This is a genomic window from Streptomyces sp. NPDC005648 (genome assembly GCF_040605395.1).
In the GTDB taxonomy this organism is placed as follows: domain Bacteria; phylum Actinomycetota; class Actinomycetes; order Streptomycetales; family Streptomycetaceae; genus Streptomyces.
In genome coordinates this window covers 192965-218270 of the sequence record NZ_JBEXCS010000001.1, presented here as the reverse complement: position 1 = coordinate 218270, position 25306 = coordinate 192965, and the positions used below count along the sequence as shown (strand labels likewise).

At 72.4% G+C, this 25306-nt stretch carries 16 protein-coding genes; 2 read left to right on the top strand and 14 right to left on the bottom strand.

From position 1 onward, the window contains the following. Positions 1 to 113 precede the first annotated feature (113 nt). Positions 114 to 992 (top strand): alpha/beta fold hydrolase, encoded by an 879-nt coding sequence (locus ABZT17_RS01010; RefSeq protein ID WP_356342079.1) that lies wholly within the window; start codon positions 114 to 116, stop codon positions 990 to 992. 7 nt (positions 993 to 999) lie between these two features. Here the strand turns inward: ABZT17_RS01010 and fxsT are convergent, their stop codons facing one another. From fxsT to fxsB, 4 genes are all read right to left on the bottom strand, one after another. Further along, positions 1000 to 4941: an FxSxx-COOH system tetratricopeptide repeat protein gene (gene fxsT, locus ABZT17_RS01005; RefSeq protein ID WP_356342077.1), complete on the bottom strand. Its 3942-nt coding sequence runs from the start codon at positions 4939 to 4941 to the stop codon at positions 1000 to 1002. Further along, on the bottom strand, positions 4938 to 6305 hold the full coding sequence (locus ABZT17_RS01000; RefSeq protein ID WP_356342075.1) for a TIR-like protein FxsC: 1368 nt from the start codon (positions 6303 to 6305) through the stop codon (positions 4938 to 4940). Before ABZT17_RS01000 ends, fxsT begins: the two co-directional genes overlap by 4 nt. Before the next feature lie 103 nt (positions 6306 to 6408). Next, entirely contained in the window at positions 6409 to 7143 is a 735-nt protein-coding gene (locus tag ABZT17_RS00995) for an AAC(3) family N-acetyltransferase (protein ID WP_356342072.1), read from the bottom strand. Between the two features lie 64 nt (positions 7144 to 7207). Further along, a complete protein-coding gene (gene fxsB, locus ABZT17_RS00990) occupies positions 7208 to 9355 on the bottom strand; it encodes a radical SAM/SPASM protein FxsB, inactivated metallohydrolase extension form (RefSeq protein ID WP_356342070.1) in 2148 nt (715 codons plus the stop codon). Positions 9356 to 9933: 578 nt separating this feature from the next. Here fxsB and ABZT17_RS00985 point away from each other — a divergent pair. Next, positions 9934 to 10851: a DUF4231 domain-containing protein gene (locus ABZT17_RS00985; RefSeq protein ID WP_356342067.1), complete on the top strand. Its 918-nt coding sequence runs from the start codon at positions 9934 to 9936 to the stop codon at positions 10849 to 10851. Between the two features lie 86 nt (positions 10852 to 10937). On the opposite strand, the gene ABZT17_RS00980 is transcribed toward ABZT17_RS00985, so the two are convergent. From ABZT17_RS00980 to ABZT17_RS00935, 10 genes are all read right to left on the bottom strand, one after another. Continuing rightward, entirely contained in the window at positions 10938 to 11474 is a 537-nt protein-coding gene (locus ABZT17_RS00980) for a hypothetical protein (protein WP_356342065.1), read from the bottom strand. Between the two features lie 121 nt (positions 11475 to 11595). Next, positions 11596 to 12633, bottom strand: coding sequence for a rod shape-determining protein (locus ABZT17_RS00975; protein WP_356342063.1), 1038 nt, complete (start codon positions 12631 to 12633; stop codon positions 11596 to 11598). Positions 12634 to 12883: 250 nt separating this feature from the next. Then, on the bottom strand, positions 12884 to 16828 hold the full coding sequence (locus tag ABZT17_RS00970) for an SAV_2336 N-terminal domain-related protein (RefSeq protein WP_356342060.1): 3945 nt from the start codon (positions 16826 to 16828) through the stop codon (positions 12884 to 12886). 6 nt (positions 16829 to 16834) lie between these two features. Beyond that, positions 16835 to 17857, bottom strand: a complete 1023-nt coding sequence (locus ABZT17_RS00965) for a MoxR family ATPase (RefSeq protein WP_356342057.1) — start codon at positions 17855 to 17857, stop codon at positions 16835 to 16837. Positions 17858 to 17892: 35 nt separating this feature from the next. Beyond that, a complete protein-coding gene (locus ABZT17_RS00960) occupies positions 17893 to 19557 on the bottom strand; it encodes a trypsin-like peptidase domain-containing protein (protein WP_356342055.1) in 1665 nt (554 codons plus the stop codon). Continuing rightward, a complete protein-coding gene (locus ABZT17_RS00955) occupies positions 19554 to 19904 on the bottom strand; it encodes a CU044_2847 family protein (protein WP_356342053.1) in 351 nt (116 codons plus the stop codon). Before ABZT17_RS00955 ends, ABZT17_RS00960 begins: the two co-directional genes overlap by 4 nt. Before the next feature lie 90 nt (positions 19905 to 19994). Next, on the bottom strand, positions 19995 to 21464 hold the full coding sequence (locus ABZT17_RS00950; protein WP_356342050.1) for a carboxyl transferase domain-containing protein: 1470 nt from the start codon (positions 21462 to 21464) through the stop codon (positions 19995 to 19997). Next, entirely contained in the window at positions 21457 to 22917 is a 1461-nt protein-coding gene (locus ABZT17_RS00945; RefSeq protein WP_356342048.1) for an acyl-CoA synthetase, read from the bottom strand. The genes ABZT17_RS00950 and ABZT17_RS00945 overlap by 8 nt, the downstream gene beginning before the upstream one ends. Before the next feature lie 42 nt (positions 22918 to 22959). Next, positions 22960 to 24045: a S1 RNA-binding domain-containing protein gene (locus tag ABZT17_RS00940; protein WP_356342046.1), complete on the bottom strand. Its 1086-nt coding sequence runs from the start codon at positions 24043 to 24045 to the stop codon at positions 22960 to 22962. A 122-nt stretch (positions 24046 to 24167) separates the two neighbouring features. After that, positions 24168 to 25235, bottom strand: coding sequence for a MerR family transcriptional regulator (locus tag ABZT17_RS00935; protein WP_356342042.1), 1068 nt, complete (start codon positions 25233 to 25235; stop codon positions 24168 to 24170). Between the last annotated feature and the right edge of the window lie 71 nt (positions 25236 to 25306).

Genomic DNA, 25306 nt, shown 5'->3' with positions numbered 1-25306 from the left:
GAGTCCCGCCCCATCCAAGCCACTTGACCTGGGCTTTCGTTTTGTGCACTGGTCCTGTGGGCAAGTTTCGTGCAACGTGGTCCCGGCCATGGGCGCGGGAGGGGGACACGGCTTTGCCTGACCTGGTGGGTACGACCGGTGGGCGGCGGTTGCGGGTGGAGGTGTCGGGTGATCCACGAGGACGCCCGGTGTTCCTGCTGCACGGCATGCCCGGCAGCAGGGTGGGCCCACGGCCCCGGCCGATGTTCCTCTATCAGCGGGGCGCGCGACTCATCAGCTTCGACCGCCCCGGGTACGGGGGTTCGGACCGCAGACCGGGCCGACGGGTCGTGGACGTCGTGGAGGACGTGGCGGCGGTCGCCGACGCGCTGGGGCTGGGGCGTTTCGCGGTGGCCGGGCGGTCCGCCGGCGGCCCGCACGCCCTCGCCTGCGCGGCGCTGCTGCCGGGGCGGGTGACCCGGGCCGCCGCGCTGGTGGCACTCGCGCCGCGGGACGCCGAGGGGCTCGACTGGTTCGCGGGGATGGCACCGTTCAACGTCCGTGAGTTCCAGACCGCGTTCACCGATCCGGAGCGGTACGCGGCCGGGATCATCCCGCGTTCGGCCGCCATCCGCCGCAACCCGGGCAAGCTGCTGGAGGACCTGCGCTCGGACCTGACGGGCGAGGACCGGCTCATCGTCTCCGACAGCGGCATCCGCTCGATGCTGCTGCGCAACTACCTGGAGGCGCTGCGTGCTTCGCCGTACGGCTGGATCGACGACGCCCTCGCCCTGACCAGCCCCTGGGGCTTCGACCCGTCGCAGATCCGGGTCCCGGTGATGCTGTGGCACGGAGCCATGGACGTCTTCTCACCCGCCGCCCACCACTCATGGCTGGCCGCCCGTATCCCCCGCGCCAAGGCCGTCCTGGACCCCGACGCGGCCCACTTCTCGGCCCTGCGCGCGCTCCCCGACGTACTGGACTGGCTGTTGTCGGGCACCCCGCGGGGGTGACAGCCCCTCACACCGCCAGCGGTTCCAGGTCCCGGTACACCCGTCGTTCCACCGACACGAGGTTGGTGATGCCGTTGTTCTCGCCGAGTTGGCGCAGCTGGCGGTCCAGTTCGGTGAGGGCCTCCTCGCGGCGGACGCGGGCCTCGTCGGTGCGGCCGAGGGCGGCGAGGGTGAGGGCGCTGTTGTTGACGACGGCCAGGGTCTCCGGGTGCTGCCGCCCCAGGATGCCGCGCAGGGTGTCCACGGCGCGGTTCTCCAGCTTCCAGGCCTCCTCCAGCCGGTCGGTCTCGGCCAGCACGATGGCGTAGTTGGCGGAGCAGAACAGGGTGTGCGGATGATGGTCGCCGAGCACCTCGGTCATGCGCTCCAGCGTCCGGAGGAACACCGTCTCGGCCTGCTCGGCGTCCCCGCAGCCCCAGTGGAAGATGCCGAGGTTGTTCATCGCGGCCTGGGTGTACGGGTGGGCCTCTCCGGGGACCTTCACATACTCGGCCAGCACCCGCTGGGCGACCGTGCGCGCCTCCTGCCGGTCCCCGGCCGCGAACAGGTCGGCGGCGAGGTTGAGTTCACAGGCGAGGGAGTCGGGAGTGCCCGCCAGGTTGGGCTGGCGGTACTTCTCCAGCGTGGCCGTCGTCAGCCTGAGCGCGTCCTCGAACAGGCCCGCCCGGCGCAGGGAGACGGCGAGCGACTTGGCGCACCGCAGCGTGCCGGGGAACTCCTTGCCCATGATGTCCTTGTGCTGCTGGTACGCCCGGGACAGCATGGTCACGGACTCGGCGTACCGGCCGACCTCGCGCAGGTCGCGGCCGAGGCTCTCGGCCGAGGCCAGGGTGTAGGGGTGGTCGGGGCCGAGCACCTCGGTGCGGCTGTCGTACGTCTGCTGGTCGATCTGCCGGGCCTCGCCGTAGTTGCCGACCATGCGCAGGGCCAGGGCGAGGTTGTTGGCCGCGTTGAGGGTGCGCGGGTGGGACTCGTGGAAGATCTGGCTGAACCCGTCGTGGGCCTCCTTGGCCAGCTCCACCGCCCTGGTGTACTCGCCGAGGGCGGCCAGGTCGCTGGAGAGGCTGGAGGTGGTGACGTACGTGTGCGGGTGCGTGGTGCCCAGCACCCGCCGCTGCCGCTCGCGCAGATCCTCGTCGATCTCCTGTGCCTCGACGTAACGCCCCTGCGAGCGAAGCACGTTGGCGAGCTGGCACTGCAGGTAGAGGTACTGCACGTCCTCCTCGCCGAGCAGCGGCTTCCAGTGCGCCAGGAGGTCCTCGGCGAGCAGCTGGGCGCGCGGGAACTCACCGCGCTTCCAGAGGTAGCGGACGCGGTCGATGAGCAGTCGCCGCGGGTCCGCCTCGGTGCAGTTGCGGATGTCGGAGGCGGCCAGGTGCGGCCAGATGACACCGAACCGGGGCCAGGTCTCGGGGTCGTCGGTGGGTTCGTCGCCGTCGGGCCGGGCGCCGGCGAGCACCGTGTGGACCGTGTGCCGGGCCACCCGTCGGTCCTCCTCGGTCATCTGTGACCGGATCACGGCCTGGACCAGCCGGTGCACCTGGATGGAGCTGGAGACCTGGTCCACCTTGGCGAGCGCGAGCTGGCCGATCTCCCGGATGACCCGGCCGAGCAGCAGGCTCTCCTGGAGGGCGGGGTCGTACGGTTTGAGGGCGTCGATCATCTCCTTGCTGTAGAGCAGCTGGGACGAGATCGGCTCGGGTGCCAGGAAGGCGCAGAGCTGGAGCAGCCGTACGGAGGCGGGTGAGCGTTCCTTGAGCCGTTCTATGGAGATGTTCCAGGTCGCGGCGACCGTCTCGGGGTAGTCCGGGGCCTGGTTGAGGGCGAGGACCGAGGCCGTCTGCTCGGTCAGTCGGCGCAGGTACTCGGCGATCGGGGTGGCGGTCTCGGCCAGCCAGGCCGCCGCCTGTTCGACGGCGAGCGGAAGGTCGCCGACGGCGGTGGCCACCTGGTCGGCCTCCTCGCCGGTCAGACCGGGAGCACGCCGGGACAGGTACTCCACGCTCTCGCGGCGCAGGAAGACGTCGACGGCGAGGGTCGCGCCCTGCTGCGACCACGACTGGTTGCGGGAGGTGACGAGGATGTGCCCGCCGCTGCCGGTGGGGAAGTAGCCGGTGAGGTCCTCGGGGTTGTCGGCGTTGTCGAAGACCAGGATCCACCGTTCGGTGGGTTTTCCGCGCGAGAGCATGCGCACGGTCTCCTGGCTGGCCAGCGCCATGTCCTCGCCGCCGGGCGCGCCGATGACGGAGCCGAGTTCGGCGAGCGAGGCGACCACGTTGTCGACCTCCTCCGCGGACACCCACCACACCAGGTCGTAGTCCGCCTTGAACCGGTGGACGTACTCCAGGGCGATCTGCGTCTTTCCGACGCCGCCGAGTCCGAACAGCGCCTGGGGCTGCGGCAGTACGACGGACATGCCGCCCCGCAGCTGCTCGCGCACCTGCTCCAGGATCTGGCCGCGGCCGGTGAAGGTGCTGTTGCGCTGCGGCACGTTGGAGAACTTGGGTGCCTGCCCGGGGAACCGGGGCGCGGCGGGGCCGCCGTCCGGCAGCTGGGTGGGCAGTTCCAGGGACACCAGGAGGGCGGCGACACATCCCGACTCGTCGAGCCCCGGCAGGTCGACGAGACCGGCCCGGTCGGTGTACGCCTCCGGCAGCCGGACCTCGTCGATGCGCACCGGCACCAGCGCGCCGGGGGCGGTCTCGCCGGACATCAGGGCCTGCAGGACGGTGTCGGCGTACCGGGAGCGCTGGAGCGCGTTGGAGAGCAGCACCAGGGTGCGGGTGGTGTGCTCGGAGCGGTCCAGCGGCCCGTTGGACAGGTCCTGCAGCATGACGTTGCAGCCGGCCCGCTTCAGCAGCGAGTCGATCCAGTCGGCCCACATCCGGTTCTCCGCCGCGTACGCGACGACCATCTCGGCGGCCACGGCCGGCGGCCGGCGCCGGATGAAGGCGTCGCGGCAGCGCAGCCGTACCGCCTCAGGGATCGGCGGCAGTTCGGTGACCTCGCCGTCGGTGACGACCGAGGTGAGCCGTTCGAAGGCGGACAGCAGCGACTTGGGGTCGCCCGTCTCGTCGCCGAAGGTGGCGAGGGTCTCCTCGTAGGCGTAGTACGGCCGGTAGGGGATCTCCACCCTGCCCCAGTAGGCGGTGGCCTCCTCGACGCCGAGTTGTTCCCCGCGCGGCCCCTTGGGCAGCCCCATGAACTTCAGCCGGGCCATCGCACGGCCCGCGTCGACCTTGTCCTTCTCGCCCTCGTCGATGCGCATCGGCACGGGCAGTACCCGGATGCGCCGCTTGCGGTGGTCGTCGCTGACGCTCTTGGCGACCTCGGCGGCTCCGTTCAGGGACTGGGCGCTCAGGGTGAAGCAGTCCACCAGCACGTCGGGCATCTGGAGGGTGCAGATGTCGGCGGTGTCCGACAGCCCGGTGCGCGAGTCGATCAGGACGTAGTCGTACGCCTTCTTCATGCTGTCGCGCAGGGCGTCCAGGAAGGCGCCGCCGCCGAGGCGGTCGTAGAAGTTGTCCCAGTCCAGCGAGGAGTCCGTCGCCGAGTAGGCCCGGAACTGGCGGCCCGCGGAGAGGAAGTCGAGCGAGCCGCCGGCCTGGAAGCTGAGCCCCAGCCGCTCCGGGGTGAGTGATATCGCGTGCTGCTCGACGTCGGCGAACGCCAGGTGCCAGTCGCCGGTGCGGAGCGTGCCGTCGGTCGCCGCCCCCGCGTAGTCCTGGAGGATGTTGAAGACGCCCCCGGTCGCGGTGAGCGCGTTCGGATCCAGGAACGGGTGGAAGAACCGGTCCAGGCCCGGCGCCTCCAGGTCCCAGTCGACGGCGAGGACGCGCTTGCCGTTGGCGGCGAGGATCCACGCCGTGTTGGCGAGCGCCATCGTGCGCCCGGTACCGCCCTTGTACGAGTAGAAGGTGATGATGCGTCCGTCCCTGGCGGCAGTCATGCCTGTCCTCCGGTGTCGTCTCCCGCATTGGGGCCGGGCGGTCGGGGTGGGTCGGTGCGAGTGGGATCGGGCTGGGGTGGATCCGGCTGGGGTGGATCGGTCAGCCGTAGCCGGGGCACGTGCGGCGCCTGCGGCAGCCGGGCCTCGGCATGCTTGAGGTACTGCCGGGTGGTGTGCGCCACCACCGCCGGCAGCACGTTGGTGAACGCGTTGAGGGTGGGTACGCCGTTGACGGCGATACGGCTGTCCCCGCGCCGGGCCCGCTCCAGGATGGTCGGCATCGACCGCTCCAGCTCGTCGGCCAGGCGCTGGCCCTCCTCGCCCCGGCACTGCAGATCGGTCCGGTTGCGGGGCACGACCGCGCTCACCCAGGGACGGGCGGCGGCGTCGAAGGTCTTGAGCCTGCGCCGGCGTTCCTCGTCGGTCAGCGCCCACTGGTCGACGAGCAGGATGCCGGGCCGCTCCGCCTCGGGTTCGAAGGCGGCGGGCGCCGGCCCGTTCTCGCCGGCGTCCCCGTCGTCGAAGTCGGAGACGGTGACCCGGTAGTCCAAGGAGCGGATCAGGTCCTCCGCGAGGGCGGACAGCGGACGTGTCGACTCCGAGGGATACGGGTTCCAGCTCAACGCGTCGTCGCCGTACGGGAGTCGGTCGCGGTACTCGGGGACGGTGTCCCGGGTGGGGGCGGCGACGGTCAGATGGATGTGCCGGGGCCCGGTGCCGCGCGGCTTGAACGCGCTCGGGGTGGTCTCGTAGTCGCGGGGCCGGCCGGGCGGCAGCTGTGACTCGCGGGCGACCCGCACGATGCGCTCGGCGAGGCCGAGCACCGTCTCCTCGTACTCGTCGCGGAAACGGTTGAGCTTGATCAGTCCGTAGATCCCGCCCGCCGCGTACCGGCTGCCGAAGCCCGAACTGTCCAGGTGGATGTGGCGTACCGAGTCCGGCAGTTCGGCCGGTTCGACGCGCGTCCACAGCACGGGTACGACCGCGGGCACGGTGCCCGCTCCGGTGGTCTTCGCGTGCAGCAGCCGCTCGGTGAACGCGAACCACTCCCGGCCGCACATCTCGCTGGAGAAGTAGCGCGGCGAGAACAGCGGCACGAACACCCGGCAGGTGGCGAGGTTCTCGCTGAGCTTCTCCGGCCAGCCCTCCCCGGAGCGCATCTCCCGGTCCACGAAACCGACGGCGGAACCCGCCGGCAGATCGGTGAGGGCCATGATGTGACTGCACAGATCCTTGAACAGGACGTGCACCCAGTGGTCGGGGTCCCCGCTGTCCGGGCCCCACGGCGGAGTGTGGGCGTAGGACAGGAAGAAGTGGGGCCGGTTGTCCGGAACCCGATCGTGCACCCGTTCAGCTATGTCCACACGTCCCCCCGCCCGCCGACAAGTCGCTGGACTGCCCCCGCCGACGGCGCCTTGAACCGGAATCAACAATGTGCCTGAACCGCGCCCGTACGGTTCGTCGTATTCAGGCCAAAGCCTGTCGATATTTGGCCATCTGCCCCCTCGCGTGCCCCACCACGTCCCTCATTCCGCACAGCACGACGGTTTTTGACGCCCAGTCACCCACCGTCAGGAACTCGCCGGGCAGCCGCGAGCCGATCGCGCCGAAGTCGCTGTCGTCGAGGGAGACATCACGATACGAGACCCAGTTCCCCTTGTCCTGGACCACGCACCGGTAGGTGCGCCTGGGCGGCCTCGGCCGCATCAGGTACTCGGCGTAGTGGAACGCGCTGCACACCTCGAACCCGACCCGCAGCAGCAGGATCTGGGCGTCGGCGGCGTACAGCCCGCGCATGGGGGAGAGCCGGCCCAGATGGCTGCGCATCGGATGCCGCCCGAGCAACTTCCGTGCCCCCGGCCCGAGTCCGGCGAGCGAGGTCTGCGGATGCGCGCTGCGCACGGCGCCGGGGGTCGACCGGACGCACTCGGCCAGCGCCCCCATCGTCGGGCACTCCGTGGAGTCCGGGTCGAACGGCGGCATCGAGGCGCGGTACGCGGCCACCTCCAGGTCGCTCCAGCCCGCGACGGCATCCTGGTGGGCCCGGGAGGTGTCGGAGTTCTCCGGAGTGAAAGCGGGCACGATCAGAGTGCCCTGGGGCCCCAGCGCCGCCAGCAGGGCGTCCCGGACCGTCTCCGGCGCGGTCCCGGTGCCGCTCAGCGAGGCGTGCACCATCAGGACACCGCCCCTCCTGATGGGCAACGAGCCCAATAAATGGCTCAGTTCCTCGTCCTGTGTCCGATCGGTCGTCCGGACGCGCGTGCCCTCAGACATGGCCCGCCGCCCACTGCGACCACATCCGCGCCACCAACACCGCGCCGGTCAGGGTCAGTTCGCCCTCAGGCAGCAGGGTGAGCGCGGTGAGCGCCCGCGCGGCCTCGTCGTAGGCCTCACGGCCGAGCCCTTCGTCGGCACGGTCGAGCAGCTCGCCCGCCGGACCGCCGAGGCGGTGCAGATCGCTCACCGCGCGCAGGGCCGTCAGCCGGGCCAGCCGGCCGACGCGCGGCAACTCCCGTGCGAACTCCTTGGGTTCGATGTCCACGGCCACCCCCAGCGCCCCGAACCCGTGCTCGCCGAGCACCAGCCCGCTGCCCGCCTCCAGCGGGGTGATGACGGTGGGGTGGAAGGCGTCCGGATCGCTGTGCCGGTCCGGGGAGTCCTTCTCCAGCAGCTCGTAGGCCCGGGTCAGCCGCTCGGCGAACTCACCGCTCTCCAGCGGCGGGCTGACCGCGACGGGATAGCAGTCACGGTAGGTGTCGGCGTCGTCGATCAGCGGGCCGTCCTGTGCCCACAGCGGGGCCAGGGGCCGCCAGCGCGGGGAGGCGGGGACCTCGCCGAGCCGGACCCACGCCCCGTACCCCGGACTTCCGGCGTCCCGTACCCGGAAGGAGTCCGGTGCCACGTCGACCTCGATCCGGCCGGGGCCGTCAAGTCGGTAGGTCCCCAGTGCGGGCAGATGCAGCCGGCTGCCGGGCTGGTCCCACGCCAGGGTGGCCGGCACGCCCGCCCGCAGGGCCGCGGCGACGGCCAGTGACATGAACCGCGCTGTGTCGGCCGGGCGTTGAAGCGAGTGCACAAGGCTGGTGCGCACATACGGGTGCGTCAGCACCTCGTCCAGGAAGGGCGCGGTGTCCGGGTCCTTGTCGATCGCCACGATCAGCCGCCAGGCCTCCGCCCAGTCCGGCTCGGACGTCAGGCGCTCATGCAGCCGGCTCAGCAGTACCGCGTCCAACTCGCGCTGAGCGGTGAGCAGTTGAGCGGTGCCGAGGACGGCCGGTGCCAGGGTGGGGTCGGTCACCCGGTCGGCGATGCCGTCGACCAGCGACCGCAGATCGGCGCAGAAGACGCTGGGGTTGTCGAATCCCCGTGCGGAGCTGTACCGGTGCCCGTACAGGCCGCCACCGCAGGACCGCACCACCGGGCAGCGACGGCAGGTGTCGCTGATCCCGTCGATCCCCAACTGCCGTGCCTGCACCCCGGGATGCTCGGCGAACTCCGCGAAACCGTGCCGGAAGACGTCGTAGCCCGTCTCCGGAGCGCCCGCGTAGGCGGTCTTCAGCCAGTCGGCCTGCTCGAAGGTGCCGTCCGTCTCGATCACGGCGAGATCGCTGGGCGCGAGCCCCATGGCCTCGGTCAGGCTCGGCCCGCCGCGCAGGGTGGAGAGCACCGAGTCGAACGTCCGCACGGGCATCGGCCGGCCCTGCTGCTCCCAGCGGTCGAAGATCGCGAGCAGCCAGTCGGCGTAGGGCGTGGCGGTCCCGGCCGGGTTGGGCGGGGGGCTGTCCCAGGTGGAATGAGGGAGGAGATAGTCGATGCGCGGCGGATCGAGCTCCGACAGCGCGTCATGCACCGCCACCGGATCGTTCGCCACGTCCACCGTGCAGAGCACTCCGCTGAACAGGTGACGGTACTCCGGCTCCTGGAGCAGCCGGATGCCTCGGACCACCCGGTCGTAGCTGCTGCGTCCCTGCCGGTCGAGCCGGTGCCGGTCGTTGGCCACCCGGTCGCCGTCGAGCGACACGCTGACCCGGACCCCGAACTCCTCGCAGACGTCCAGATGACGGCGATTGAGGGTGACCGCGTTGGTGTGCATCCTCAGATCGAGGGTAGTGACAGGGGTGAGGACGCGGGTCAGTTCCGCGCAGATGTCCCGCAGCCGGGTCGGGCCGACCAAAAGGGGCTCTCCGCCGTGGAGGATCACGGAGACGGACTCCAGGGACTGGGCGGCGGCGTATTCCGCGAGCCTGCGCGCGACCGAGCGCACCGTGTCCGGGCGGATGAAGGTCGGACGGGACCGCCAGCTCTGGTCCGCGTGCTGGTACACGTAACAGTGGTCACACAGCAGGTCACATCGGCTGTGAACCTTGAGTACCAGCTGTCTCAGAGGTTGATCGGCGGGCTCCTGACTCGTCACCGACGGCAGTCTGCCAGAATCCGCGCGCAGGCTTCCACCGATACGGCACAAGCGGAACGGCCCCTTGACGCCATGTCAGCTCACTGACGGGGCACGCGAAGCGCGGGCGTGCGCCGGGGCGTACCCCGTCAGTGTGAGGTTCTCGCCTCGGCGTTGCTGGTCAGGAGGCCGAGTTGAAGGTGATCGGGCGGCCGGAGCGCCGGTCGGGGACGTCGGTCACCCGGGCCGCGGTGTGCGTGGCCGTCGTCGCGTGCGCGGCGATGTCGGTCATGCGCGTACGCCGGGTGGCCGACGCGGCGGGGCGGGAAGGGCGCCTAACAGGCTTCGTGAGATTCATGGTCGTTCGTCGCTCCGGTTCGATGGGATGGAACGGTTGGAGTCGGGGTGCGTCGTCTTGGGTGCCCCTGGTTGTCCAAGGGAAAGCGAACCTGTCGAGCGAGTCTGGTCCCGATGATGCGGATCCTAAACCAGGAAGAAGCTCTTGCGCGCGAGGCTGTTTCGCGCTCTTGACCGACTCGTACCCTGGATGCGGGGGCGCGCGAAAAATCTCGGGGGCGCGCAGTGACAACGGGGGCGCCATGACGGCCGCTACGACTCCGGCACCGAGCTTCGTTCTCAGCGACAGGGACCTTCCGCCGCTGTTCCGACTGAGTGATCAAGGGGCGTTACGCCATCAGAGTGACAGCTTCAAAGGGGTGCGCACCCATCTGCTGGTGCTGCTGCTGGCCACCACGGCCGCCATGCTGGTCGAGCAGGCCTCCGGCCGGCTCATGGCGGTGTGCGCAGCCGCTCTGTACGGGCTGACGATCCTCCTCGGCCTCCGTACCGCGCGCCGTCGCTCCCGCGCCCACTGGCAGGCACACCGGGCGGTGGCGGAAGTGGTGAAGACGCTGGCCTGGCAGTACATGGCGCACGGCGGCCCGTTCCACTCCCGGGTGGCGGACCCGGACGCGATGTTCGCCGAGCGGCTGGAGGAGCGGCTGCGCGAGCTGCGGAAATGCGGCTGGGAGGACTCCCGCCGCGGAATCGGCGAACGAGGTCTGGGGCAGATCACACCCCGGATGCGGGCTGTGCGGGCGAAGTCCTACGCCGCGCGCCGGGACATCTACCTGCGGGACCGTCTGCTGGAGCAGGCGCTCTGGTACAAGAACCGGGCCTCGCGAGCGCATCGCTCCGCCGCGCGCTGGTCGGCCCTCACCGCCGTGCTGACCCTGCTCGCGCTGGCCGCGGCCATGCTGCGGACCGCCGGCATGCTGGGCGGCGCGGATCTGGCGGGGCTGCTGAGCGCGGCCGCGGCGGCGGGTGTCGCCTGGCAGGAGGTCCGCCGGCACGGGCCCCTCACGCACGCCCATTCCCTCATCGAACAGGACCTGGAGACGACCCGGATCGCCATGTCCACCACGGTGACCGAGGCGGGCTGGGCCGAAGCGGTGGGCGAGGCGGAGCGCCTGATGTCGCCGGCCCACACGGAATGGCTGGTGCGGTTCGGTGGCTGACGGGGCGTCGGTAATGGCTGACGGAGCATCAACTTTCGTTAGTAACACGTGACTTCGGCGAAACAGTGCGGATGGCGCATACCGGTTCAGTCCCGGCGCGCCCCGGCCCGCCACAGCACCGTCACCGGCACCCCGACACGTCGCGCGTACGCCACCACGTCCGCGGTGCCGCCAAGGCCCCGGGCCGGCCTGCCGTCCCACACGGCGATCAGCTCGTCGCAGTGGTCCACGATCCAGCGGCCGGCCGCGAAGTACGCCTCCTCGTGCGTCGGTTGGACGGGCAGATCGACACGGGAGGTACAGGACCTGAGGATTCTGCGGTACGACGTCTGCACCTCACGCCCGCCGAGATGGGCCTCGTAGTCCATGCCGGGGATCACGGCGGTCACCGGGACGCCGTGCTCCAGGGCGATGTCGGCGAAGAGTTGGTCGGCGCCGGCCGCGAGGCTGCTGAAGGCCTCCCATTCGACGTCGCTGCGGCTGAACCGGCGTCGCAGGGTGGAGTGGACGTGGGGAAGGACGGTCGAGGGGATCGAGCGATGCCCGGTCACGCCGACGCGGATGACCGCGAGATGGGGGACCGCTGCAGCCTCGTACTGGAGTTCGGCGGTATCGGTCGTCACGGAACGTCCTCTCCCCGTCACCATCGGCGAGTACACCCTAACGCGATGCCGCGAGGGAGCGCAGGGGGGCGCATCGGTTCACATCGGTGACTTCGGGGCGGGCCCATGTGGCCCATGTGGCTCATGTGGCCAGCGGGTCGAGGACGAGCGGCTCGATCTTCCCCTCCAGCATGTAACCCAGCCCCTGTACGGCGCACACGTCGGGGCGTTCGGCGATGTGCACCGGCATGCCGGTGGCCGCGCGCAGCATCTGGTCGAGGCCGGGGAGCAGGGCGGAGCCGCCGACCATCATGATGCCGCGGTCCGCGAGGTCGGCCACGAGGTCGGGCGGGCAGTCGCGCAGCACCCGGCCGATACCGTCGAGCACGGCGGTCAGCGGTGTCTCGATGGCGTCCCGTACGGCGGCGGTGTCGACCTGGACGGAGCGGGCGAGACCGGTGGCCACGTCCCGGCCGTGGATCTCGGTGGACGCCGGGCCCTGGAGGGTCAGCCCGTTGCCGGAGAGCGCGAGCTGCAGCGGTCGTACGGACTGGCTCGGGAGCATCAACTCGTGCTCGTGCCGCAGGTGTTGGACGATCGCGTGATCGACGGCCTCGCCGCCGACGGGAATGCGCTCGGCGGTCACGATGGAGCCGAGGGAGAGCACGGCCACCTGGGTGGCCGCGGCACCGCACACCATGATCATGGTGGCTTCCGGCCGCTCCACGGGCAGCCCGCATCCCACGGCGGCCGCGATGAGGGTGTCGACGAGTTCGACGCGGCGGGCGCCGAGGCCGACGAGCGTCTCGATGGCGGCGCGCTGGGCCAGCGGGTCGGCGTCGTGCGGGGTGCAGGCGGCCGCCCTCAGCCGTGGCTTCCGGCGCAGGGTGCGGCGGATCTTGTCGCCGAGCAGGTGCCTGAGCATGCGCTGCGCCATCTCGATGTCGACGACCGTACCGCCGGAGACGGGCCGCATGACCCGGATGTAGTGCGGAGTACGGCCCGTCATCTTCTCCGCGAACTCTCCTACGGCGATCAGCGCGCCGGTGCGGGTGTTCACCGCGGCGACGGAGGGCTGGTCGACGACGAGCCCGGCGCCCTTCACATAGACGCGGGTCCGGGCGGCCCCCAGGTCGACGGCGAAATGGCAGCGGCGCAACTGCTCCAGACTGGCGGTCATGGCAGGTCCTCCCGAGAGCGCAGACCGTGGGGGCCGCCGGTAGGGGGCGGGCCTCGTGCTCTGTTCCTTGGTGCTGGGGGGCTTCGCCGGGCGGCGGGCCTCACTGGAATCGTGCGGGGGCGGGGGAGCGGGCGCCTTTTCTGGGGGGCCGGGTGGGGTGCGGCTGAATGGGCGGTTTTGCGGCTTATGTCCCATATAAAGCATGCATAAAGGCCCTTGCGGGGAGTGGGCTGGACGGCTTGGACCCGGGCTACAGGGAGTGGGCCGCTTCGAGGAGCGGCGCGAGGGAGGGCACGGTGACCTCGCAGCCCGCCTCCCGCAGACCGTGTTCGATCGTCGGGTTCCGGGCCAGCCCGATGAAGGGCAGGCCCAGCTGCTGGGCGGCGGTGAGCTCGGCGACCGTGGCACCGATCAGCAGGCCGGTGGGGACCGGCCCGGCGGGGGAGCGCAGGGCGCGCAGCAGACAGTCCGGGTCGGGCGTCAGCAGCCCGGGTTCGGCGGCGCGGCCGTGGACACCGGCGAGCGGCAGCCGGTACGGCTCCAGATAGCGCCGTGCCGCCTGTTCGCAGACGTCCGTGACGACGGCCGTACGGCGGCCGGTGTGGTGCAGGGCGCGTACGAGCGCCACGGAGTTGTGGGTGAGCGGCGCGTCCGGGACGGCCCGCAGCTCCAGCTCGTCGAGGCGGTCGCACAGCACCCGCGCGAGCCGGTCGTGGGCGAAGGCGCGCAGTACGTCCAGCGGATGCCCGAACCCTTCCCGTCCCGGGGCCCCCGGCGGCGGGCCGTTCACCGACTCGCCCTCGCGGTCACGGTGTTCGGCGACCACGGCGAGCAGATCCAGCGCGGCCTCCCGCGCGGTCGTCGCCGAGAACAGCCGGGTGAGCGGTCCGTCGAAACCGAACAGCACGGTCTCGGCGTCGGCCAGCAGGGCGGCCGGGGGCAGCGGGGCCGGCCGCCGGAGTACGGGCAGCGGGGTGCCCTCCGTGCTGAGCTGCACGGAGTACGAGATCGCCAGTCCCGGCACCGGCCACCGGCCCAGCCCGGAGTTGACCGCGCGCTGGGCCGCGCCCGCCCGGCGCAGGGGATGCCGGCGGGTGATCCGCGGCGCCGCCTCCAGCACATGGTCCAGCAGCCGCTCGGCGACCCGGGTCGTCTCACCGCGGACGAACGCCACCGGGTCGACGACATGCCAGGACAGCTCGACGGCGGCGGCGAAGGCACCCTTGCCCGAACTCGGCAGGGAGACGCTGTGGAAGGCCTGGTGGGTGGTGAGGTCGACCTCGTAGTAGGTGGTGCGCCGGGGCGGCCGGGTGCCGTGCGGCTGGGCCGGGTTGAGAAGGGTCAGGGGGCCGTCCGCCCGGGTGTGCACGATCGCCGCGCGGCCGGGGGCGGGGATGCCCAGCGAACCCAGGTCGTGGGTGAGGAACGGCCCCTTCACCAGGTCGCGTTCCTCCGTCTCGGACCCGGCCGTCGACACCGCCCGGTACCAGGCCACCGGTGGGGCGTCCGGTGCGCCGCCGTGCAGCGGTGTGAAGCGGGGCGGGTCGTAGGCGGCGGAACTGGCCGCGAACTCCTCGTACCAGGAAGGGGAGACGACGACCAGGATGTCCGCGGTCGTACGTTCCTGAAGGGCGCGCACCTCCGGCGGTACGGCGAGTCCGGGGGCGGCGGTCATGGCGTCGGGCGTGTGCCAGAACGTCACCCGCAGTCGCGGGGGGTCGGCGAGCTCGCCCAGCGCCTCGGGCAGCCCGCGCATGGTCGCGACCAGGACCGGCAGGACGTAGGCACCGGGCTGCGCCCGCACCAGATACCCGTGCTCACGCACCCGCACCTCACGCTGCGCGAGCCCGGCCCGCTCCAGGATCTGGTCCACCGCGTATTCCAGAGCGATCCGCGCCTCGGGACGCCCGCTGAGGTCGTCGGCCTCGAACACGACCGTGGGGTGGGGGAGTTCGGGGACGGAGGCGAGAGGGCCGTCCCGGTGCGGAGGCAGCAGACGGAGACGTCCGGCGCCGCGTTCCTGCCGTTCGGGGTCGTCGGAGAGGAGGTCGGCGACGGCTTCCTCCAGCGCGGTGTCGAGCGGGTCCGCGAAGAACGGAGAGTGCTCGCGTGCGCCCAGATGCATGGAGCGGACGATGTGTCCCAGTGAGCGCAGGGTGTCCCCCCGGCTTCCGGCGTCGATCGGGAGGGCGTCCAGGCTGGTCAGCACCGGTCCGCCCGCGGTGATGACGATGTGCGACGCGTCCAGGGCGGCGGGCATGGCGCCCAGCGCCTCCAGGGCCTCCACCGCTTCGACGAGCGGGGGGACGAGCGTGCCGAGTTCAGCGGCCGGGAGGCCGTGCGGTGCCGCCTTCACACGCCGGGACAGGAGCCAACCGTCGATGAACGCCCGTACCAGGTAGGGGACCTCGCCCTCGATGCCGTAGTCCTGGATCGGGGCGATCGCGGGATGGCGGATCCGGGAGAGCCGACGGCAGATGTCCAGGAATCCGGACCGCCGCTCGGTCGTGCGGGGATACATCCGCACCACGACCGCCGTGTCGCCCCGTCCGGTGTCCCGGGCGAGCCAGTGCGTGCCCGCCGGACCGATCTCCCGCACCAACCGGTACCGCCCCGCGAACAGCCCCTCGAACGTGTCCGGCGCCGTCCCCGGCGTATCCGACAGTATCCGTACGCTCTCCGGGCGCACCGTCGCGAACGCCTCCTCGGCCGGCCCCGTCATCGTGCCCGACGGCGCCGGTGCCGACGCGCGGAACTCGCCGGGTGCGCGGCCCGCCCTGCGGTCGATCAACCCGCCCACCTGCTCCAGGAGTTCGGTGGTGCGGCCGCGGGCCGTGCGGGGCAGGCCGAGCAGCAGGAGGTCGCGTACGCCGTCGCGGAAGGCGTAGGAGCCGGGCGGGCCGGGGACGGTGGTGAGCATGCCGCTGAGGATCACCTCGGCGAGGTGCTGGGGCCGTGGGTCCGGTTCCAGCGCCGCGTGCACCAGCCGCATCACCGGCAGGTCCGGCCGCCCCACCGCGAGATGTCCGGCCAGCCGGAACGCCTCCGGTGAGGCCGTCGCCCGGAACCGGAGCACCAGCTCCTCGGCGGACAGCAGCCCGATGTCCTCATGGTCGTCGCGGAAGTCGGGCATACGGTCCAACAGGGCGACGGCGGAGGGTAGTTCGGTGCCTCCCGGAGCCGCGATCAGGGCCGCCCAGTTGGCCAGCCAGCGGGGGTCCGGCTCCATGACGGGCAGGGGCACGGCCGTTGGGGCCTCTTCCCGCGGCTCGTACGGGGTGAAGGCGAGCTCCGTCGTCGGCGAGGCCGGATGCGGTGCCGACAGCCGGCCCGGGGTCGTCGGCAGGGCCGTGGTCCGCCACAGGTGTTCGGGGAGCGGCTGTACGACCGCCAGCGGCATCCGGCGCGCCCAGCGGTGCAAGGTGATGTACCACTGGTCGCCCGCCGGGCCCTGCCGCCACTGCGGCCCCATGCAGTCGCTGACCAGGAGGGTGACGGTACGGCCGTCGGCCGGGGTGGGCGCGCCCGGTCCGCGCACCGTGCCGTCGGGCTCCGCCCTGTAGCGGGTGACCGTACGGAAGACGCCCGACTGGGCCAGCGCCGTGTGCAGTTCGCGGATCAGGGGGCGCCAGACGGGCATCGTGGGCCCGGTGTCGTACACCAGGTTCAGGCGCAGCCACCGTTCCCGCGCGGGACGCATGACCGGGAGCCACCACTCGGGGGCGGCGCCCAGCCGGGCGATGCGGTCGGCGGTGGCGTGTTCGTCGAGTTCCTGGCCGACGGGTGCGTCGACACGGCGTTTGAGCGGGCGGAGCGAGCGTTGCAGGCCCAGTGGGTGGCGCAGCATCGGGGGTGCGGGGGCGAGCAGGGTGGTGTGAGGGGTGCCGTTCGTGCCCACGGACGGGGAGGCGGGCGGCAGGTGCAGGGGTGTGCGCGAGGATTCCGGGGAGGGCCGCGGAGGGGGCGGTGGGGGCGTCGGGGTGACTTCGGCGGGGTGGGTGTCCTCGGCCGGACCGGGCTTCCCGGACGTGGGCGCGGCCGGCTGCGGCGCCGACGCCGTCGGCTCCATGTGGCGCGCCAGCCACAGGAGTTCGGCCAGTTCCAGGGGGCTCGGGCGGGTGCCGGAGGTCGCCGCGGCGAGGACGTCGGCGAGGCGGGCCAGGGGGTCCCGGGAACCAGGGGCGGCGGACGGCACGGGGGCTCAGAAGGCGTCCGGCAACGGGGCGTCGCCCAGGTACGGCATCAGCTGCTCAGCCAGCTCGTCGAGGCTCTCCGCGTCGAGATCGGAGGAGCGGGCCAGGTAGATCGCGTTGAGGAGCTGGTCGGTGGCCAGGTCGCCGCCGCCGACCCGGGACAGGAACCGGCTGATCAGGGTCTGCGCGTAGGCGTCCGGCTCCCCGTCGAAGTGGGCGCGCACGATCGCGGCGAGATGGCCGTCGTCGGGCTGGCGCAGCCGCAGGGTGACACAGCGGCGCAGGAACGCGGGCGGGAACTCGCGCTCGCCGTTGCTGGTCAGGACCACGAACGGGAAGGCCCGGCAGCGGACCCGGCCGCGGTCCACCGGGACGCGTTCGTCGGTGCCGTCGACCATCACCTCCGCCGTGGGGGTGCGGCGGGCGCTGCGGACCAGTTCGGGGATCTCGTACTGGCCCTCCTCCAGCACGTTCAGGAGGTCGTTGGGCAGGTCGAGGTCGCTCTTGTCGATCTCGTCGATGAGCAGGGCGCGGGGGCGGCCGTAGGGGAGGAGGGCGGTGCCGAGGGGGCCCAGGCGCAGATGGTCCTCGATGCCGGTCCCGCCGGCCGCGGTGTCCGGCTCGGCGGCGGTGCCGCGGGCGGCGTAGAGGCGGGAGAGCGGGTCGTACTGGTAGAGGCCGTCGTGGAGGGTGCTGCGGCTGGTGATGTTCCAGCGCAGCACGGGGCCGAGGCGCAGCTCGCGGGCGACCGCGTAGACGAGCGAGGACTTGCCGGTGCCGGGCGGGCCGGTGACCAGCAGCGGACGGCGCAGGTAGAGGGCGGCGTTGACGAGTTGGACGATCTGCGGGGTGGCCCGGTAGGTCTCGGCACGGTGGACCCGGTCGGGGGAGGCGGCGGTCGCGGTGTCGCTCTCGTCCGGCGAGTCGAGCACCGGCGCGCCGTCGAAGGCGCGCCACGGCGGGGGCGCCGGCAGTCGGGTGATGCCGTCGTGCGGCTCGTTGCCGCCGGTGTAGACGGGCCACAGGGCCATGGATCTTCAACTCCGTGGGGGATGGGGCAGGCGGTTCAGGCGACGGGCGAGTGGCGGGAGGCGGCGGGCTCGGGGAAGCAGCGCGGATCGTCCCACAGGAGCTGGACCCCGCTCGCCCAGTGCCGGTCGGGGTCCTCGTCCGCGTCCGCGGTCTCGCGCAACGCCATGACATGGCGTGGGAGTTCGGCGGGCGGGACGCCGGCGAGGCGCTCGGCGAGCGCGTCCAGGAACGTCGTACCGGAGCAGGGGCCGTCGTGTCCGGCGCCGGAACAGCCCGTGTGCGGCCACAGCAGCACCGGCACCGGTGTGTTGAGGCCGGCCTCGAAGTGCGGCCGTGCGGTCGCCGGGGGGAAGGCGAAGCCGGCCAGGTCGGCGTCGTCGTCCTTCAGCCGTTTGCGCAGGCTCTGCGGACGCTCCGGGGTGCCGCAGTCGACCCGGTGCAGACGTGCCCCGGGCGAGGCGTCCAGCTTCTGCCACCGCTTGGCCAGCTGGTGGCGCAGCCGCCCGCTGCGGTGCCGGGAGCGGTCCACGACGACGAGCGGGTAGGCGCAGCCCAGCGGAGTGGAGTCGTCGGCGCCGCACTCCCAGTGCGCCACCGGCAGGTTCAGCCACTCGCGGGGCAGCACGAAGGTGATCAACTCCTCGGCGTCCGGGGCGAGTCGGGTGAACGCGTCATCGATGCGCTCCTGCACGTAGGCGCGGACGGCGGAGCGCGGCAGACGGCGTGAGCCCACCCGGCGGCGCTGTCCGTCGCGGTAGGCGGACACCTCGACGGTGACCTGGTCGGCCCCGGCGCCGCTGCGGTCGATCTCCACGACGATCGGGGACCAGACCGGGGCGGCGGCGGGCCGTGAGCGCGGTCCGTCCAGCAGTTCCTGGAGCCGGTCGGCGAACCGGGTCACCGCCTCGCTGCCCGGTACCTCCCACCGCACATAGCCGGCGGCCGCCTCCAGCGAGGGGAAGTCCTCCTCCGGCTCGTGTCCGAAGGGGCCGACGGCATCGACGACCAGCCGTTTCGGGTCGCAGTCCACACCCTCGGCCACGGCCCGCCGCACCAGCGCGTACAGCCGTCGCACCGACTCCGGGGCATGCTCCGCGGCCGGCACCAGCGCGCCGAGCTCAGGCCAGTAGCGGGCCATGACCTGGGTGGGCAGCATCCGCCCGACGCGGCCGTCCCGGGCGCCCGCGACGGTGGTCACCATGCCGACCACCCTGCCGTCCGCGAGGTGCACGGCGGCCCCGCTGAACCCGGGCGCCAAAGCCTGCCCATGAGCGGTCGCGGCCTCCAACTGCCGCCACTCGCCCGAGACCAGCGCACCGGGTACGGCGTGATAGCGGGCGAGCATTCCCTCGTCGTACCCCTTGGGGAAGCCGTACGCGACCAGGAGCGGCCCGCCGTCACCCGCGAGTTCGGCACCCGGCGGAGCGAACTCGGCCGGAGTCAGCGGTACTTCACGGTCCAGTTCGAGTACGGCGAGATCGCCCGGGTCGGCCCCGCCGCCCGCCCAGCCGCCGTGGACGGCCACGGTGGCGGACAGCTCGCCGAGTTCACGGCCGCCGGGGAAGGACACGGTCACCGGGCGGGCGTCGCCGGCGCGGACGACATGGGCGCAGGTGAGCACATGGCGCTCGGAGACGAGGAAGCCCGCTCCGACCTCGTTGCCGCAGATGATCCGGGCGTGCCAGGTGAAGCCGTTCATGACCGGGCGGCGGCCTCCGGGGCCGACGGGGACGGCCCGGGCGACCAGCTGAGTTTCACCACCAGATGGCCCTCCGCGGCACCCTTCGCGATGACCGCCCCGGTCTCGGCGCTCAGCTTCACCCCGAACTCCAGCTCCACCGAGTCGGGCCTGAGGGTGCCGTCCCTGAACACCCTGAGCGCCGACTCGGCGGCCGCCCGGACGCTGTCCAGCGCGTTCTCGAAGGTGCGGGCCGCCTGGGTCGGTCCGTCGCCGCGCGAGACCGTCCGGGCCCCGGAATCCTCGTCCACGCCCTCGACGACGATCATGGCGCCGTCCTCGGTCTTGAACTCCACCAGCGCGTCCATGCCGTGGCAACTCCCCCGTGACGGTGACTCAGGCAACGCCCCATGTTACGGACGGTGCCGGGCGGTGTCGTCGTTTCCTGTGAGCCCGTCTCACGAGACCGGCGGAAACCCGCCACGGCCACCGTGGCCCACGACGCCCCGGATCACTCCCAGTTCCACCAAGTCCTGGGGGCGGATGCGCAGTTGGCCGGCGGTCGTCTCGATCTGGGCGGCTGGCCGTTTGAGGATGGCCGCCGCGAGTTCCGGGGCGATCACCGAGAAGTAGCTGTCCGGTGTCGCCCAGGTGCGGCCGGGCGCGGCCAGCGCGAGCGCGCCGCCGGAGCCGCCCTCGCCGATCACCAGCGTGGTGACGGGCGTACGGGCACCGGCCACCGCCCCGAACAGCTCCGCGATGGCGGCTCCCGAGCCCTGCCGCTCGGCCTCCGCGTCATTGGCGGCGCCCGGGGTGTCCACCAAGGTCAGTACGGGGATGCCGAGCCGGCCGGCGAGCCGCACCAGCCGGGTCGCGGTGCGATAGCCGGCCGGGCGGGTGGCGGTGCCGGCCTGGGCGGCGTACGCGACGGTACGACCCTGATGCTCCCCGAACCCGCACAGCATGCCGGGGTCGGTACCGCCGCAGCGGTCGCCGCTGAGGGGGAGGCGGCGGGTGAAGTAGGCGTCCAGGTAGGCGTGGGCGCGGGGGCGGTCGGGGGAGCGGGCCTGACGGACGGCGGACCAGCCGGTGTCGGGGAGACGGGCGGAGCCGAGGGCGGGCGGGACGGGGGCGGGGTGAGGGGTGGTGGGGATCGGGGGAGGGGTGGTGGCGTGAGGAGTGTCGGGAATCGGGGGAGGGGTCGCCTGCCCGTGTGGCGGCGAGGCGTTGGTCAGCAAGTGCAGCCATGCGCCCAGGGTTTCCCGCAGTTCCGCCTCCGGCACCACCGCGTCCACCGCCCCCGCCGCCAGCTGCGCCTCCGCCGTGTATGCCGTGGGGTCGGCGTCCGGTGGCCGTACGCGGGATCCCGCGAAGCCCACCTGGGCGCCGGGCAGCGCGAGGATCACGTCGGCGCCCGCGCCCAGGGTGGCCCAGCCGCCGCCCGTCGTCGGGTCCCGCAGCACCGCGATCTGGGGGAGGCCCGCCTCCCTCGTGAGCGTCGACTGGCGTGCCACGCGCTGGAGTTGGGTGAGCGCTAGCATGCCCTCCTGCATACGGCTGCCGCCCGTGGCCACCAACGGGACGACCGGGAGCCGGTGTTCACGGGCATAGGCGTACGCCGACTCCAGACGGTCGCCGGTGCGTCGGCCGAGGGAGCCGCCCAGGAAGCCGAACTCGAAGGCGAGCAGGACGGCTCGCGTGCCCCGCACGGTCGCGGTGCCGCAGATCACGGACTCCTGCTCGCCGGTGCGTTCGGCGGCGCGGACGCGTGAGGCGCCGTAGCCCGGCCAGGCGAGGGGGCCGTCGGGCGCGGAGTCCTGGGAGGGGTGGGGAAGCGCGGACTGCCCTGTGGCGTACGGGAGTTCCGTGAAGGAGCCGGTGTCCGTGACCAGCCTCAGGAACGCGCGCGCGGAGAGGCGTTCAGTCACGGTGCAGGGCCCGCTTCATGATCTTCCCCATGTCGTTGCGGGGGAGCGCGTCCAGGTGGTGGACGACACGGGGCCGCTTGTGCGGGGCGAGGCGGTCCGCCACATGGTCCGCCAACTCCTCGGCGGACGGCGGGGACTGGGGATCGGCCGGGACCACCCACGCCACGATCCGCTCGCCCAGGTCCGCGTCCGGCTCACCCGTGACCGCCGCTTCGCGCACCCCCGGATGCTCCAGCAGCGCGTTCTCGATCTCACCCGCCCCGATCTTGTAACCCCCGCTCTTGATCAGGTCGGTGGCCTTGCGGCCGACGATCCGCACATACCCGTCCGCCTCCCGCACCGCCATGTCACCGGTGCGGAACCAGCCGTCGGCCGTGAAGGCCGCCTCGGTCGCGTCGGGGCGGTTGAGGTAGCCGGTGAAGAGGTTCGGGCCGCGCACCTGGATCTCACCGACGGTCTCGGAGTCGTACGAGGTGATCGGCGACCCGTCCTCCTCCACGAGCCGGAGTTCGACGCCGGGCAGTGGCACGCCCACCGTTCCGGGCCGTGGCTCGCCGTCGGCCCGCACGCTGGTGTTCATCAGGGTCTCCGTCATGCCGTACCGCTCGATCACGCGTTGTCCGGTCGCGGCCGTGATCCGCCGGTGGTCGTGGACGGGAAGGGCGGCGGAACCGGAGACCAGCAGCCGCGCCCGGCCCAGCGCCTTCGCCAACTCCGGCTCCCCGGGCAGGGACTGGGCGATGCGGTGGTACATCGTCGGCACACCGAACAGCATGGTCGCGCCGCCGCTCAGCTCGCGCGCCACGCCCTCGGTGCTGAACCTGCCGAGGTGCCGGACCGAGCCGCCGCGCCGGAGCGGGCCCAGGATGCCCAGCACCAAGCCGTGCACATGGAACAGCGGCAGCCCGTGCACCAGCACGTCGTCGCCGGTCCACTGCCAGGCGTCGGCGAGCGCGTCGAGGGTGGAGGCGATGGCCCGACGGGGGATGACGGCACCCTTGGGCGGGCCGGTGGTGCCGGAGGTGTAGACGACGAGCGCGGGGTCCTCGTCGGTGACGCCGGAGTCCTCGCCGGGGCCGGGTGCGAGGTCCGTGGCGCCGCTCACCTCCACATCGACGCGCTCCAAGCCCCGTAGAGCCAGGGGGAGTTCATCTTCGGGCGCCGCCAGCACCACCGTGGGGGCGCTGTCGGACAGGATGTGCCCGAGTTCCTTGTCGCCCGACTTCGGGTTCAACGGCACCGCGGCCACACCCGCCTCCAGCGCCGCGACCACGGCGACCGCGGTCTCCAGCGCCGGAGTGGCCCAGACGGCGACCCGGCCGGCCGCCCGGACGCGCTCCCCGAGCGCACCGGCGGCCACCGCGAGCTGCTCATACGTCAACGACCGTGCACCGAAGCGCAGGGCGACGCGCCGGTTCGACTCGTCCGACAGGGCGGGAAACAGAGAGGACACGCGACGCACTCCTCGCGACGGGAAACGACGACACCGTCGTTCCTACACCGGAACGAGCCGAACGCGCCGCTGCCACAGATTGATCTCCGTCACCTTGACCACCAGCGGAGCACCGGTCTCCGGCAGCTGCCCGTCGGTGAGCAGGTCACGGTGGACGAAGCCTTCCAGGTCGTCGGAGAGCCGGACGAACACGCCGAAGGGGACCACCTTGGTGACGGTCCCGTGGACCACGCGGCCCGGCCCCCGCCGGGCGAACTCCGCCAAGGGGTCGGGTTCCAGGGCCGCCATGGACAGCCGGACCTGCTCCCGGGGCAGTTCGAAGCCGAGCACCTCGGCGGTGATCTCCTGGCCGACCCGCACCACGTCGTGGAAGGAGCCGTACGGCCGCCGGGAGAGCTCGGGGGCGGTGATGAAGCCCTCGGTGCCGTCGATGTCCACGAACACGCCGAACGACTCGACGGCGGTGACGACGCCCCGCACGATCTGGCCTTGTGCGAACCCCCGCCAGGTGGCCTCGTCTCCCGCGGTCCGGCGCCGGCCGGCGATGAGCGTGGCCAGGTCGGGGGCGAGGGGTATCTCGACCGTGGTCAGGGTGGGGTGCCGCAGCCAGTGCAGGCGGGCGTGGTCCACCGCGCCCTCGTGGAGGGGCGGGTCGTCGGTGGACGGCGTGAAGTCGTCGATGACGATTCTGCCGCCCGGGGTGAGGAGGGGGTCCGGGTCGGCGGGGGTGTCGCCGGGGGTCTTGCCCGTGCCGCCGCCGTCCAGCACGAGGAGGTCGTAGGGGCCGTGGTCCGCGATGCGGCGCCAGTCGCCGGTGAGGACCCGCACCTCCGGACGGTCGGCGAAGACCTCGGCGGCGATCCGGGCGCGCTCCGGATCCCGCTCGACACCGACCAGACGTACGCCGTCCGGGGCCCCCGAGGCCAGCCATGCCAGCCCCACCCCGCAGCCCGTCCCCGTCTCCCCGATCGCCTCCCTGGCGCCGCCCGCCAGGACCCGCAGCAGGCGGCCCTGTTCCGGGCGGCAGGAGTGGGGGAAGCCGTGCGCGCGGGCGGCGGTGAGGGCCCGCTCGACCAGCGGGGGGAGACCGGGTTCGCCGGCGTACGCGTCCGTACCGGAGATCGCCATGAGCCGATACTGCCGTACGGACAACGGAGTTGGCACTGTCGTACGAACAAGGGAGTGGCACTGCCGTACGGTCAACGGAGTCGGCACTGCCGTAAGAACGAGGGAGTCGGCCGATGAGTCGGTCAGGCGGTTGCCTCCACCACATCCGCCACCACACAGCTGACGTTGTCCGGGCCGCCCGCCGCGTTCGCCTCCGCGACCAGGGCGAGGACCGTCTCGTCGGGGCTGTCCGTCGTGCTCAGAAGGTCTCGGACGCGGGCCTCGGGGACCACGGAGGAGAGGCCGTCGGAGCAGAGGAGATAGCGGTCGCCGAGGGCCGCGTCGTGCAGGCGCAGGTCGGGGGCGGTGGTGCCGAGGCACTTGAGGAGCAGCGCGCGCTGGGGATGTGACGTCGCCTCCTCCGGGGTCAGCCGGCCCTCGTCGATCAACGACTGGACCATGGTGTGGTCGTGGGTGATACGGAACAGCCCGCCGTCGCGGAGCAGATACGCGCGTGAGTCACCCACATGGACCAGGGCCAGCCGCGAGCCCGTCCACAGCAGGGCCGTCAGCGTCGTGCCGTTCTCGTCGGTGCCGTCCGTCGCGTCGCGGACCGCGTCCGTGGCGCCCCGCACCGCGTCCTGCAGAAGGTTGAGGACGTCACCGGCGGGCAGTTCGCCGGTGTCCAGGAAGCGCAGCGCCTCCACCGCCGCGCCGCTCGCCGGCGCGCCCGCCGGTCCGAAGCCGTCGGCGACCGCGAGCAGCCTGCCGCCCGCGTACGCCGTGTCCTGGTTGGCGGCGCGGACCAGACCGCGGTCCGAGTGGGCGAAGTAACGCAGTTCCAGCATGGTGGTGTCCTTCCGGATGGGGCGAGCCCCGCTCGCCAGCTGCTCGATCAGGAACCCGGCGAGATCCCGCCGCAGCGCCGTCTCCGCCTCGACCCCCGCCCAGTACGCGCGGATCTCGCCGGCCGCGGCCGACGGGTCCAGCGCGCACACCTCGCGGATACGGGCGAGCGGCATCCCCAGCCGCCGCAGCCACGCCACCAGCCGCGCCCGCTCCAGCTGACCGAGCGCGTAGTAGCGGTACCCGGTGTCCGGGTCGACGCGGGCCGGCCGCAGCAGGTTCAGCTCGTCGTAGAGCCGCAGTGCCTTGGGGGATAGACGCGAGGCCTTGGCGAAGGCGCCGATCGTCAGCATCCGTACGTCCATCGCTGTCCACCTCTTGTCGCTCTTGTCGTCCTTGACGCCCTTGTCGCTCTTGCCGCCGCTCCGGGTCTTCC

Bases quoted from the DNA above. Each gene is read 5' to 3' on its own strand.
- fxsT (WP_356342077.1), bottom strand. From the start codon at position 4,941: ATGACTGCCGCCAGGGACGGACGCATCATCACCTTCTACTCGTACAAG.
- ABZT17_RS00985 (WP_356342067.1), top strand. From the start codon at position 9,934: ATGACGGCCGCTACGACTCCGGCACCGAGCTTCGTTCTCAGCGACAGG.
- ABZT17_RS00975 (WP_356342063.1), bottom strand. From the start codon at position 12,633: ATGACCGCCAGTCTGGAGCAGTTGCGCCGCTGCCATTTCGCCGTCGAC.
- ABZT17_RS00965 (WP_356342057.1), bottom strand. From the start codon at position 17,857: ATGGCCCTGTGGCCCGTCTACACCGGCGGCAACGAGCCGCACGACGGC.
- ABZT17_RS00960 (WP_356342055.1), bottom strand. From the start codon at position 19,557: ATGAACGGCTTCACCTGGCACGCCCGGATCATCTGCGGCAACGAGGTC.
- ABZT17_RS00955 (WP_356342053.1), bottom strand. From the start codon at position 19,904: ATGGACGCGCTGGTGGAGTTCAAGACCGAGGACGGCGCCATGATCGTC.
- ABZT17_RS00940 (WP_356342046.1), bottom strand. From the start codon at position 24,045: ATGGCGATCTCCGGTACGGACGCGTACGCCGGCGAACCCGGTCTCCCC.
- ABZT17_RS00935 (WP_356342042.1), bottom strand. From the start codon at position 25,235: ATGGACGTACGGATGCTGACGATCGGCGCCTTCGCCAAGGCCTCGCGT.